10 protein-coding genes are annotated in these 12,694 nt (G+C 47.4%); 9 read left to right on the forward strand and 1 reads right to left on the reverse strand.

The window, feature by feature from the left end; all coding sequences use genetic code 11:
- The first annotated feature begins 7 nt into the window (after positions 1–7).
- The 7 genes from LHF31_RS05140 to LHF31_RS05170 all read left to right on the forward strand — a co-directional run bounded on the left by LHF31_RS05140 (position 8) and on the right by LHF31_RS05170 (position 8,003).
- A complete protein-coding gene (locus LHF31_RS05140; RefSeq protein ID WP_298003903.1) occupies positions 8–1,045 on the forward strand; it encodes an ABC transporter permease in 1,038 nt (345 codons plus the stop codon).
- Positions 1,046–1,050: 5 nt separating this feature from the next.
- On the forward strand, positions 1,051–2,061 hold the full coding sequence (locus LHF31_RS05145; protein ID WP_298003900.1) for a sugar-binding protein: 1,011 nt from the start codon (positions 1,051–1,053) through the stop codon (positions 2,059–2,061).
- On the forward strand, positions 2,058–3,668 hold the full coding sequence (locus LHF31_RS05150; RefSeq protein ID WP_298003897.1) for an ATP-binding cassette domain-containing protein: 1,611 nt from the start codon (positions 2,058–2,060) through the stop codon (positions 3,666–3,668). The genes LHF31_RS05145 and LHF31_RS05150 overlap by 4 nt, the downstream gene beginning before the upstream one ends.
- Positions 3,669–3,765: 97 nt before the next feature.
- Complete coding sequence (locus LHF31_RS05155; protein WP_298003894.1) at positions 3,766–4,890, forward strand: D-xylose ABC transporter substrate-binding protein; 1,125 nt, start codon at positions 3,766–3,768, stop codon at positions 4,888–4,890.
- A 79-nt stretch (positions 4,891–4,969) separates the two neighbouring features.
- A complete protein-coding gene (locus tag LHF31_RS05160; RefSeq protein WP_298003891.1) occupies positions 4,970–6,505 on the forward strand; it encodes a sugar ABC transporter ATP-binding protein in 1,536 nt (511 codons plus the stop codon).
- A gap of 25 nt (positions 6,506–6,530) precedes the next feature.
- The gene (locus LHF31_RS05165; RefSeq protein WP_298003888.1) at positions 6,531–7,733 is read left to right on the forward strand and encodes a sugar ABC transporter permease; all 1,203 of its coding nucleotides are present in this window, start codon (positions 6,531–6,533) and stop codon (positions 7,731–7,733) included.
- Between the two features lie 81 nt (positions 7,734–7,814).
- A complete protein-coding gene (locus LHF31_RS05170; protein WP_298003885.1) occupies positions 7,815–8,003 on the forward strand; it encodes a hypothetical protein in 189 nt (62 codons plus the stop codon).
- 59 nt (positions 8,004–8,062) lie between these two features.
- Here LHF31_RS05170 and LHF31_RS05175 read toward each other — a convergent pair whose 3' ends face one another.
- Complete coding sequence (locus tag LHF31_RS05175) at positions 8,063–9,826, reverse strand: polysaccharide biosynthesis tyrosine autokinase (RefSeq protein ID WP_303773747.1); 1,764 nt, start codon at positions 9,824–9,826, stop codon at positions 8,063–8,065.
- Between the two features lie 217 nt (positions 9,827–10,043).
- Between LHF31_RS05175 and LHF31_RS05180 the strand changes: the two genes are divergently transcribed.
- Together LHF31_RS05180 and LHF31_RS05185 are read left to right on the forward strand one after the other, a co-directional pair.
- On the forward strand, positions 10,044–11,711 hold the full coding sequence (locus tag LHF31_RS05180) for a sugar transferase (protein WP_298003722.1): 1,668 nt from the start codon (positions 10,044–10,046) through the stop codon (positions 11,709–11,711).
- On the forward strand, positions 11,692–12,690 hold the full coding sequence (locus LHF31_RS05185; protein ID WP_298003724.1) for a GDP-mannose 4,6-dehydratase: 999 nt from the start codon (positions 11,692–11,694) through the stop codon (positions 12,688–12,690). Before LHF31_RS05180 ends, LHF31_RS05185 begins: the two co-directional genes overlap by 20 nt.
- The last annotated feature ends 4 nt before the right edge of the window (positions 12,691–12,694 follow it).

Below are 12,694 nucleotides of genomic sequence, written 5' to 3' on the forward strand. Positions count from 1 at the left end.
GTATTTTATGAATCACATGGTTTTCCTTTCAAAGACAGAGACGATGAGAATGTGGATCAAACGTCTGGGACAACTGTCCTTCAGGAAAGTATTTTATTCATTCCTTGTTCGTCAGGATGTCATTTTAGCAACGGTTTTGGTTCTCTTAATTGTGATCTTGTCTTTTTCAACCCAGACCTTCCTGACCCGCAATAACTGGCTAAACCTCATGCGAAATTTTGCCTGGATTGCCCTGGCGGCTCTGGGACAGAGTATCGTCATCATTACAGGAGGGATTGACCTGTCAGTGGGCGCGGTGATGGCACTTGCCAGTGTGGTCACCGCGTTTGCTTTAACCGGAGGGCTTCCGGTAAGCCTTTCTATAACGCTGGGGCTGGCGGTTGGTGCGTTCATTGGCTTGGTCAATGGTTTCTTTATTGCTAAAGTTCGTCTCCCTGCTTTTATCACCACGTTAATTACCATGAGCATCAGCCGGGGGATGATCTTCGGGTTGACACAGGGTTGGCCCGTTCGTGACTTACCCGCGTCTTTTCGTGCGCTGGGTTTTGATTTTGTCCTTGGTAATTTTCTCATCCCCGTCTCTCTGGTGATAGCCCTGGTTTTAGCGTTGCTGGTTGCCTTTGTGATGAACAATACTGTATTAGGTACGTATATTTTTGCCCTTGGAAACAGTGAGCGGGCAGTGGTCGTCGCCGGGGTTGATCATATTCGGGTGAAAACCCTGGTTTATGTGATGAGCGGAGTACTTGCTTCGGTAAGCGGTTTATTACTAACTGCCAGGTTAGGCGTTGCCGCCCCTACCGCCGCCGAAGGGTATGAGTTGAGTATTATCGCTGCTGCGGTGATCGGCGGTGCGAGCCTGTTTGGCGGCGAGGGTGGGGTGATTGGAGTTTTACTTGGCGCGGCTTTTATCCAGGTGCTGAATAATGCCCTGGTTCTGTTAGGAATTGCGGCACACTGGCAAACTGCCGCTCTTGGTGTTGCGGCTCTGGTAGCCTTACTGGCGGATTACTTTAGACGCAGGAAGATTCTCCAGGAGGAGTGAGCAAAATGCGCTTCCGTATCATGCCTCTCTTCCTGTTGCTCCTTCTGGGTTTATCTGCCTGCCAGCCTTCTGGTTCCAATCAGGATGGTGGGGTTCGTACGATAAGAATTGCCTGGATCCCCAAAGCCCTGGATAACCCCGTATTTGAACTGGGAAGGAAAGGTGCTTTTCAGCGGGCAGAAGAACTGTCTGCCTTTGGGGATGTAAAAGTTGAGGTGATCTACACCGGCTCGGTGAGTTCAGATGCCATGGAACAGGCAAGGGTAGTTGAAGATATGATAGCCAGGAAGGTGGATGCTATCGCTATTTCCTGTAATGACCCCGTAGCCTGTATTAATCCAATCAACCAGGCGGTTGATGCCGGCATTCCGGTGATGACATGGGATTCGGATTCCCCCCAAAGCAAAAGGTTTGCATACCTGGGAGTGGATAATGTAGAAGGCGGTAAGCAAGCCGCAAGATTGTTAATTCAGGTAATGGGTGATTCGGGCAAGATTGCCATCCTCACCGGCGTACCCGGAGCCTATAACCTGGAAGAGCGTATTCGCGGTTTTCGTGAAGTCATTGATCAATATCCTGGCATTGAAGTAGTTGCCGTTCGTTCCACCAACGATGATATTAACTTGAGTGTGCAGGTTGTTGAAGAAACCATGCAAGCCTATCCTGACTTAAACGGATGGTTCTTTGTGGGCATGTGGCCCCTGCTGGCTGGCAGAGGAGCAATGCCGTTATGGGAACAGGCTGCGTTACACGGCAATCTGAAAACCGTTTCCTGGGATACCATGCCCGAAGAACTGGAATTTCTCCGGGATGGATACGTATCCGGATTAATCGATCAAAATTGTTGGGCATGGGGATACGATACAGTCCAGGTTCTGTACGATAAATTAGTTCATGGAAAATCTACCCCTGCTTTCATTGATGCCGGCTTACGTGTGGTGACGCAAAAAGATGTCGAAGCCATGATGAAAATGTGGGGATCGGGAGATTTTCCTTCTGCCGGAGGGAAGCCGTGAGCCAGGAACCGTTGTTACGGGTCATTAACCTGACCAAAACATTCGGCACTCTGACTGCTGTCCAGAATGTGAGTTTTGATCTTTACCCTGGAGAAGTGGTTGGACTGGCTGGTAGCATCGGTTCTGGAAAATCAGTCTTGATTCTGATGCTTGCGGGATTGTATTCGCCGAACAACGGGGATGTTTATTTTGGCACGCAGCGACTGCACTGGCCCTTCCATGCCAAAGATTATCAAATCGGTGTGATTCACCAAAAACCTGAACTGGCAGATCGTCTGGATATTACCAGCAATTTGTTCCTGGGACACGAAATGGGTATGCCTTCGTTCTTGGGCTGGTGGCGCATTCCGGATCGAAAACAGATGGATGAAAAAGCCTGCCAGATCCTTCAGCAATTGGATATAAAAGTTTCAAACCTGCATCAACGGGTGGGTGAACTATCCAGCGAACAACGTCAGATGATTGCAATTGGCAGATTACTGACCCACCCTGTGAAACTGGTTATTATTGATGAGCCTACCATTCTCCTGTCTTATCCCAATCAGCAGCGTCTCTTGAGTCTTGTCCAATCCTGGAGAAACCAAGGGGTGGCTGTGCTGTTCAGCAGTAACAATCTCGATCATCTGTTTCAGGTCAGTGACCGCATCCTGATCCTTCGGCAGGGACGAAAAGTGGCTGAACTGGATACCGATCACACATCCCGGGAAGAGGTTGTAGCCGCTTTATTTGGGTATGATGATGGGCGTGACTTAACACCAGCGCTCTGGGCTTTAGATGGCATTTATCGGACGCGCGAGTCGATGGAACGCTTGCGTTATTACCAGATGTTGCTGGAAAAAGATCTTGCGGCACAGGATTCGTTGAACCGTCAGTTGTTTGAGCAATTATCTGAACAATTGCGCACCCTGGATCAAGCCAATTTAGCCCTTCAGGAAGCCCATCGGCGTTTACTTTCGGAAAGAGAAGAGGAAAGAAAATCGCTTGCGCGTGAACTCCATGATGATGTCATTCAGGATTTGTTGAGTGTCAATTATCGTCTTGAAGAGATTGAAGAAAATTCAACCAGTTTAAAGGGAGATCTGGCTCAAATTCGAGAACAGATCCGGCGTCTGGTGGGAGAAGTTCGACAGATTTGTGGAAACCTTCGTCCGCCTACTATTGACTCTTTAGGGTTAGGCGCTGCTATACAATCATATGCTCAGGAGTGGTCTGATCGTACAGGTATCGAAGTCCATCTGGATCTGGATCCCAATCTTGGGCGTTTGCCAGAGTTAACCGAACTTTCCATTTTCCGAATTATTCAGGAAGGGTTGAATAATGTCTGGAAACATGCTCATGCCACGAGAGTTGAAGTAAAAGTTCAACATACGTCCCCACGTACATTGCTGGTTTCAATTATGGATGATGGTCAGGGAATTCCGGAACAATTAGATCTGAATGAATTGAACGCTCATGGCCATTATGGATTGCTGGGAATTAATGAAAGAGTCGCATTGCTGGGCGGACGTTTTCGCCTTCAGCATCAACCGGGAGGTGGAACCCTGTTACAGGTAGAGATTCCTCACCCCCGTGTCGAAACCGTAATGTTGAATCAACTCGATGTCTAAAGGAGGTGATGCTCAGGAAACAAGATTTCAAATATTGCCCATCTGCTACAACCTTTGTCAAGATTCGTATAATATTAACACTTGAAGGAGAGGAAAAATGCAAAGCAAACTCTATCGCTCATTGATTGTGATCGTCGTGATCGTCATGGCGCTCACCACCCTGTTGGGGTGTTCTGCCCCGGCAAACACTGGTGGCGGAAAAACCGAGAAGATCAAAGTCGGCCTTTCGTTCTCCGATTTTGCAACCGAACGCTGGAAGAATGAAGAGCAGTTGATGCGCAAACTTCTGGAAGAGAAGGGATACGAGGTCCTCTCTCAGGAAGCCAACCATGATGTCAAACTGCAGAATGATCAGGTTGATAACATGGTCAGCCAGGGCGTAAAAGCCCTCATCATCGTTCCAGAAGATGGTGATGCCATCGTCACGGCAGTTGAGAAGGCCGCAAAAGCCGGCGTAAAGGTTATTGCTTACGATCGCTTGATTAAGAGCACCAGCATTGCAGCGTACATTTCCTTCAACAATGTGGAAGTGGGACGCCAGCAGGCTCTGGGTGTCATGAAAGCCCTGGACATCGACAACTGGGACGTGGCTTCCAAAGGGAAGGCTCGTGTGGTGAAACTCGGCGGTAGCCCGACCGATAACAACGCGATCCTCTTCCGCAAAGGGCAGGATGAAATCCTCCAGAAGTACATCGATGAAGGCAAGATCGAAATTGTGGCGGACCAATGGGTGGATAACTGGGATCCTGCCAATGCTCTGAAGATCATGGAAAACATCCTGACCGCACAGAAGAATGACATTGATGCAGTGGTGGCGTCCAATGATGGTACGGCTTTAGGTGCATTGCAGGCTCTGAAGGCTCAAAAACTGGCTGGTGTGGTACCGATTTCCGGTCAGGACGCGACGGCAGATGGCTGCAATAGCATTGTCAAAGGCGAATTGACGGTCACCATTTTGAAGGATATCCGCGATCTGGCGCCGCTGGCAGTGGATCTGGCAGACAAACTGATCAAAGGTGAGAAAATCGAAGGCTTGAAGAATTACACTATGGCTGAACTCACCAATGATCCCAGCAAGACCGGTGAGGTACCCTGCTACTTCCTGCCGGTTTCCCAGGTCACCAAAGATAATGTGTACGAACTGGTTGTGAAGAGCGGTTTCCAGAAATACGAAGATGTCTACCGCGACATTCCTGAGGATCAGCGTCCTCCCAAACCATAAGTTAACTGACTGATACCTTCCCCGGCTCCCTTCGGGGAGCCGGGGGTAACTTTTAGCAGAACAAGTGAGGAGAGAGCCTGTGGAAGATAATATTCTGGAATTTCGCAATGTAACCAAACGATTCCCGGGTATCGTTGCCTTGAATGACGTCTCATTCACGATTAAACGTGGGGAGATTCACGGCATTTGTGGCGAGAACGGGGCTGGAAAATCCACCCTGATGAAAATCTTGTCCGGGGTATATCCTTATGGGACATATGAGGGAACGATTCTATACGATGGGAAAGAACTGCGCCTTCAAGATCGCTCCATCCGTCAAGCCATTGAAGAAGGGATTGCGATTGTTTATCAGGAATTGACTCTCGTTCCGAATATGACCGTAGGGGAAAATATCTTTCTGGGTAAAGAACCCCTTTTGCCCAATGGTTCCATTGATTGGGACCGGCTTTACGCGGAAACAGCGAAAATTCTGGAGAAATACCGGTTAGATATCCAGCCACAGGCGATTGTGAAATACCTAGGTGTAGGGAAAATGCAAATGGCAGAAATTGCCAAAGCGCTTGCTGAAAACGCCAAGGTTTTGATTCTGGATGAGCCCACAAGCGCCTTAACCGAAGCCGAGGTAGATAAACTCATGGAGATTCTCCAGACGCTCAAGGAGCATGGCGTTACCTGTATCTATATTACGCACAAACTGGAAGAGTTTTTCCGCATCACCGATTCCATTACGGTGTTGCGAGATGGAAAAGCCATCATCACTGCCCCAACCCGGGAACTTAATTTGGAAAAACTGGTCAGTTACATGGTTGGGAGAGAGATGAAGGAGCGTTTCCCTAAAGGCAATCGTCATCCGGGGAAAGTCATTTTTGAAGTTGAAAATTTGCACGCCATTGATCCCAATGACCCTGAGAGGAAAATCTTGAATGGCGTGAGTTTTGATTTACGCGAAGGAGAAATTCTTGGAATTGCCGGACTGATGGGCTCTGGGCGTACTGAACTTGTGACCACAATTTTCGGCGAGTATGGAAAAATTACTCAAGGAAAGATTCGGCTGGATGGAAAAGAGATCCAAATTCACAGCGCTCGAGATGCAATGAGACATGGCATCAGCCTTGTACCGGAGGACCGGAAAGGTATGGGACTGGTGCTGATGCAATCCATTTTGAAAAACATCTCCCTTCCCAATTTAGATCGTTTTGCCTCGTTCATGCGCATCAATGAACTGGCAGAACTGAAAGCGGCTGTTACCCAGGCTAAAAATTTGGCCATTAAAGCATCCACTTTACAAGCGCCTTGCGATTCTCTATCTGGGGGTAACCAGCAGAAAGTGGTTATTGCCAAGTGGTTGTTGTCTTCTCCGCGTATCCTGATTATGGATGATCCTACACGGGGCATTGATGTTGGGGCAAAGTACGAAATTTACAAGTTAATGAATGAACTGGCAGAGAGAGGCGTGGCAATTATCATGATTTCCTCTGAATTAGAGGAAGTTCTGGGGATGAGTGATCGGATTGTAGTTATGCACGAAGGACGTTCCAATGGGTGTCTTTCCATTCATGAGGCTACCCAGGAGAAAATCATGACTCTGGCTACTGGCATTGCTGAGATGGTATAAATTTCTACCGAAACGAGGAATACCTATGGCTACAATAAGTGAAACCAAATCACGAATCAATCTCTGGGAAGAGATTCTGAAACGCTTTCGTCTCAATATTCAGACCTACACCATAATTCTGGCATTGGTGGCAATCTGGATTCTATTCACAATTTTGACCGGCGGTGCCTATTTAAAACCTCAAAATTTCTCAAATCTTTTCCGTCAAATGACCGTAACCTCGTTCCTTGCGGCAGGGATGGTTCTGGTCATTGTGACGGGAAACATTGACCTTTCCGTCGGAAAACTGGCAGGTTTTGTTTCGGTAGTGGTAGCGTATTTTCAGGCAAATATCTGGAATCATCTGTTACCCAATCAACCTCTCATTGCTGCTGCTCTTTCGGTCCTGGTTGGTTTAGGCGTCGGTACCCTTTTTGGAGTTATCCAAGGTTATATCATCTCTTATTTGCAGGTACCCTCTTTCATCGTTACTCTGGGAGGAATGTGGATCCTCAACGGTGGGATTTTGATTGTCACTGAAGGGAAAACCATTCCGGCAAACCAGCCAGCGTTTTCAGAGATTGCTCAGGGATATCTTCCTTCATGGCTTGGATGGGTTTTGGCCATTGGGGTGGTCATTTTGCTCTTCTACTCTATGTTGCGAAGCCGACAGCGAAAGCGCCAGTACGGGTTTGAATTGTCCAGTCTTTCTTTAGATATTTTGACAACGACATTCTTTTCCATTCTGGTGATCGTTTATGTGTATATCGTCAATATGTACAATGGCGTTCAAACGCCGGTGCTCTTGCTGGCAATTACAGCCGTTCTGATGTCTTATATCTCCAGCAATACGCGCTTTGGACGATATGCTTATGCGATTGGTGGCAACCGTGAAGCGGCGCGGCTTTCTGGTATCAACATCCGTAAAAATATTTTCATGATTTTTGTTCTGATGGGGTTCCTCTCGGGAGTTTCAGGCATTGTCCTGGCTTCCTACGTTGGCTATGGCACTATTGCGGCGGGGACCGGTTATGAGTTGGATGCAATTGCCTCTTGTATTTTGGGCGGTACCTCTACGCTGGGTGGTGTAGGTACTGTCTTCGGTGCCATGATTGGTTCCCTTATTATGACCAGTCTGACTAATGGACTTCAGATGATGAACGTCCAGCCCGCCTGGCAGTATTTGCTTAAAGGGATTGTGTTGATTCTGGCAGTTTATGCTGACGTTTACTTCAAGAAGAATCGTTGATATTGCCTGATTGATCTAGCGCAAAAAGGATAATTTAAGACCGGTGTACAATTCCCTGAAAAACAATCAGGAGAAATCAGGATGATCCAATCAAAATTGCAATGTGTTTTTTGTGGTGTTGATCATGAGACTGTGCCGCTGATTTCATTGCGATATCGAGACGAAACCTATTTTATCTGTCCGCAACACTTGCCGGTGCTGATTCATAACCCTCAGATGCTGGAAGGGAAATTGCCCGGAGTAGAAAATTTAGAGGGGCATGACCATTAAACCCGGATGACCACAAAAAAAAAACGGGGGTGCACCATATGGCACCCCCGTTTTTTTGATCACTGCCGGGAAATTGGTTTTGAGGGTGGATTGATGGAAGCGGGCTGGGAGGATGGCTCGGAGACGGCAGATTTCCGTTTTTTCTTTACGTTTCCTCCATCCCCATAATAGTAGTATTGATAGTATGCGTAGTTCCGATAGTAATAATGGGAGTTCTTGGGGCTAATCCCATTGACGACCACACCGAGAATCCTTGCATTTACCTGTTGAAGTTGTTCCACGGCTTGAATCAAGGCTGATTGTTTGGTCGTCCCTACTTTAACCACCAGCAGGACGCCATCAACAAGAGGCGAAAGCACCGCTGCATCGGTTACTGAAAGCACTGGCGGAGTATCCAGGATGATCATGTCCGTGTCATTTGCAACAGCCTCAACGATTTCTTTCATTTTCCGGGAACCGAGGAGTTCCGAAGGAGTGGGTGGGGTGCCGCCGCTTGGAATGACTTTGAGGGTTTCTAATCGGGTTTGCTGGATTGTGCCGTTCAAAGACAACGGGTTTTGAATAAAGAGCCCTGAAAGGCCTTGCCGGTTGTCCAGTCCCATTATTTTGTGGATTCGTGGGCGTCGTAAGTCAGAATCAATCAAAACACAGCGATTGCCGCTTTGAGCGATAACCACTGCAAGGTTGATTGCCACGGTGGTTTTCCCATCCTCTGGGGTAGGGCTGGTGACCATAAGCACGCGGATGGGGTGATCTACGCTGGCATAACGAACATTGGTACGCAGGGATCGGAAAGACTCCGTGACGGGTGAACGAGGTGCACTCAGTGCTATTGGCTCTCCCTGTTTCGGGTCAAAGGTGTGAATAGTGCCAATAACCGGGAGTCGGGTTTGTGAGGTGATCCAATCAGGAGATTTAATCGTGTCGTCAAGGAAATCGACTGTAAAGACAATGCCTATTGCCAGAAAAACCCCAACCAGTGCCGCCAGAGCCGTATTCCTGAAAGTTTGTGGACGTACAGGTTTCTCTGGTGGGGTAGCAGGTTCTACCTGAATAATGCTGGTGATGTTTTGGGCTTCTGCCAGACGAATTTGTTCATAACTGGCTAAAACCGATGCATAAATCTGGCGGTATTGCGCCAGCCTTGTTTCCAGACGGTCAATCTCTGCCTGATTGATTTGACGTGCAAGATTTTCAATGGCGGTTTCGCTTAAGGAACCGTTTGCTGCATCAGGGTTCGTCCGTTTGACTTCTGAAACATTCTCTTGCAGAATTTTCTCCAGGGCAGTTGAATTTTCCTGTATTTGTTGTTCCAGGTAAGACAACTGGTTTTGCAAATTTTCCTTGGATGCCTTAAATCGGGAAATTTGCATTTCCTGAAGTTGTTCTGCAAAGGCGTTAACCAGTTCGTTAGCGAAATCAGAGGCGTAGATGGGATTCACATCCTCAACGGTGATTTGCATTAATTGAGTGTCGCGAACAGGTGTTACCTTAACATCGTCGATTGTGTAAGGTAGATTTAATTTTTGCGTGACCTTGAGCAGCAAAGGCTGTTTGGTCATCATTTCGGCATACGTACGAGTGAGTTTTTCGTTGGTGAGGATAATTGCTGTGGAATCGTAATACTGACCAGATCTACCCTCATTGACAAGGATAGTGGTTGATGCAGCATATACCGGTGTTTGAAGCAAACTGAAGATCAGGGCTCCGCTTCCTGCAAGGACTCCAGCCAGTACAATGAACCACCCCCATTGCCATAACAGCCAGAGATATTGACGCAAATCGGTAGATGGTTGTTGAGTCGGTTCTAAAAATTCGTCCATGGAAAAAATAATCCCCTTCTAAATTCTTGCCCCGTCGATTTAGTATATCAAACATTTTCCCTGATAAGAGTATTAATTGTGATACAATTTGGGCTATCCCTTGTCTGCCTAATCGCATTCATTCATCTTGTAATTATCCTGCAATCTGCAAGGGGGAAACTGGTTCTATTTTTTGTGTTAGGATAATAAATAGGACTTGCCAAAGGATGGGGGAACTATGGCTGAAACGGCAATTCATGATACTTTTCCCGTATACACCTCTCGTTCCGGAGTTTTTCGCTGGATAGATGAGTTTCTCCGCCGTGGGTTAGATATCTTCTGCTCCCTGGTTGGCTTAATCACCCTTGCGCCATTCTTCCTGATGATTGCTTTTATGATTAAGCGAGACAGCCCGGGTCCAGTATTTTATCGGGGACAAAGGGTTGGAAGGCATGGGAAAATTTTCAAAATTCTAAAATTCCGGACAATGTACGAGACGCCTGTGACGTATTCGGGGTTACCCATCACAGCCAGGGGGGATAATCGGGTTACCCCCTTTGGGAGATGGCTCCGGGATACGAAAATCAATGAACTTCCGCAATTGTGGAATGTTCTGGTCGGAGAAATGAGCCTGGTTGGTCCACGCCCGGAGGATCCTGAACTGGTTCATTCCTGGGATCCAGAAGTCAGAGCACAACTCCTATCGGTTCGGCCCGGAATTACCAGTCCTGCTTCTGTTTTATACCGGGACGAAGAATCCCTGTTGCAGAGTGCTTCGGTTTTGGAGCAGTACTTTCAGGAGATTCTTCCATCCAAACTCAGATTAGATCAACTGTATCTGCGGTATCGTACTGTATTTACGGATGTAGATGTTATCTTCTGGACTCTTGTTGCTTTACTCCCGAGATTGCGCAAGGTAAAAATTCCTACCCATCTTCTGTACTGGGGACCTTTTGCTCGTTTGTTCAGCCGGGCATTAAATTGGAGTGTATTGGATTTCTTCATTTCCTTACTCGCTGTTTGGATCACAGCAGTGGGATGGAGAATATTCGTGGGTCCCCTGAATCTGGGGTGGGGATATGCTCTGGCATTGTCGTTTGGCATGGCATTATGTTTTACTCTTACAAATTCTTTGTTCGGTTTAACGCAAATCTCCTGGTCAAAAGCGCCGCCTTCGGCGGTTTTTGAACTGATGGCTTCAGCAGGTATTGCTCTGGTTCTCCTGGCAAGCCTCAGTATTGTTGGGGGCTTTGCAGAAAAATTACCCCTTCCTGTGCTTTTCGTCTCCGGTGCTCTGGCACTCGGCGGCTTTATCGTGGCTCGCTATCGTGAGAGGTTAATCACCGGGTTAGCCAGTCGCTGGATGACCCTGACCAAACCCAGGTCTTTGGGTGAAAGAGTGCTTATCATTGGAGCAGGCGAATTGGGCGAAATGGCAAAGTGGTTTTTCGAACGAGGTGAATTAGCCAGAGCCTATCATGTGATCGGCTTTGTGGATGATGATCCTCGTAAAATTGAGATGAATGTGAGTGGCAAGAGAGTATGGGGTACTACTGAGGCTCTACCCGATCTGTCACAAAAGTTTGATGTGGGATTGATAGTGTTTGCTATTCAACAAATTACTCCCGGACAAAAACAGCGAATTTTGGAAATTTGCCGAAAAACATCTGCGAGGCTGATCATTTTCCCTGATCTGATGTCTGCAGTATGGGATTTTATTCGTCAGGAAAACACACCTGCGGGATGGACGAAAAAATTTGTTCAGCAGGATGTGTTCAATCTGCGCAGCAAAATTGCCGAAATCGATGCTCTCCTGGAACGGGGAGACATAACCGAAGCCAGAAACCAGTTAGCCCAACTACAAAATACCATCGCAGAGGAGGAACATGGAAAAAAGTCCTTATGAAGGTGCCCGTGTGTTTGTGACGGGTGCAGGAGGTTTTATTGCCAGTCATCTGGTCGAACAACTGGTGTTTCAAGGTGCATCCGTTCGGGCATTTGTGCGGTATAACTCAAGAGGAGATTACGGGTTGCTCCGGTATATTCCCGAGCCGACACTCCGAAAAGTGGAAATTTGTTTTGGCGATCTTCGGGACTATGACGCCATTCTTCATGCTGTGCGCGGCATGGATATTGTTTTTCATCTTGGCGCACTGATCGCAATTCCGTATTCCTATTTACACCCTCGTGAAGTCGTTGAAACCAATGTGTTGGGTACATTCAACATTTTACAGGCCTGTCGGGAAAATAAAGTGGAGCGTCTGGTTCATACTTCAACCAGTGAAGTGTATGGGACAGGGCGTTATGTTCCGATGGATGAAGGACACCCGCTTCAAGCCCAATCGCCATACGCGGCAAGTAAAATTGCCGCAGACAAACTGGCGGAAAGTTTTTTTTGCACCTATGATCTCCCTGTCGTAACCATCCGTCCTTTCAATACCTTTGGCCCCCGACAGTCTGCCAGGGCTGTGATTCCTACAATCATTTCTCAAGCACTTGCCGGGCAAAAAATTCGTATTGGCAACCTCACTACAAAGAGAGATTTTACTTTTGTGCTGGATACAGTTCGAGGATTCCTCATGGCGGGAAGTATTCCAGGAATAGAAGGGGAAACCTTTAACCTCGGAACCGGTAAAGAGATCAGTGTAGGGGAAGTCATTACTCTGACTGCTAGGATACTTGGGAAAGAATTGATGGTGGAGCAAGATCCAGAGCGTTTTAGGCCGGAAAAATCGGAGGTGATGCGCTTGCTTTCGGATTTTTCGAAGGCTCGGGAAAGTTTAGGGTGGTCTCCCAAATGGTCGTTTGAGGAAGGGCTGAAACAAACCATACAATGGATTCGCGAGAACTTATCCAGTTATCCAGTTCATACTTATCAACGCTAGGGGG

It is taken from the genome of Anaerolinea thermophila, from assembly GCF_020723905.1.
Lineage (GTDB): Bacteria > Chloroflexota > Anaerolineae > Anaerolineales > Anaerolineaceae > Anaerolinea > Anaerolinea thermophila_A.

What these genes read in the sequence shown, in the direction of transcription:
- LHF31_RS05140 (WP_298003903.1), top strand. Translation starts at nt 8, where the DNA reads ATGAATCACATGGTTTTCCTTTCAAAGACAGAGACGATGAGAATGTGG.
- LHF31_RS05145 (WP_298003900.1), top strand. Translation starts at nt 1,051, where the DNA reads ATGCGCTTCCGTATCATGCCTCTCTTCCTGTTGCTCCTTCTGGGTTTA.
- LHF31_RS05155 (WP_298003894.1), top strand. Translation starts at nt 3,766, where the DNA reads ATGCAAAGCAAACTCTATCGCTCATTGATTGTGATCGTCGTGATCGTC.
- LHF31_RS05165 (WP_298003888.1), top strand. Translation starts at nt 6,531, where the DNA reads ATGGCTACAATAAGTGAAACCAAATCACGAATCAATCTCTGGGAAGAG.
- LHF31_RS05170 (WP_298003885.1), top strand. Translation starts at nt 7,815, where the DNA reads ATGATCCAATCAAAATTGCAATGTGTTTTTTGTGGTGTTGATCATGAG.
- LHF31_RS05175 (WP_303773747.1), bottom strand. Translation starts at nt 9,826, where the DNA reads ATGGACGAATTTTTAGAACCGACTCAACAACCATCTACCGATTTGCGT.
- LHF31_RS05180 (WP_298003722.1), top strand. Translation starts at nt 10,044, where the DNA reads ATGGCTGAAACGGCAATTCATGATACTTTTCCCGTATACACCTCTCGT.
- LHF31_RS05185 (WP_298003724.1), top strand. Translation starts at nt 11,692, where the DNA reads ATGGAAAAAAGTCCTTATGAAGGTGCCCGTGTGTTTGTGACGGGTGCA.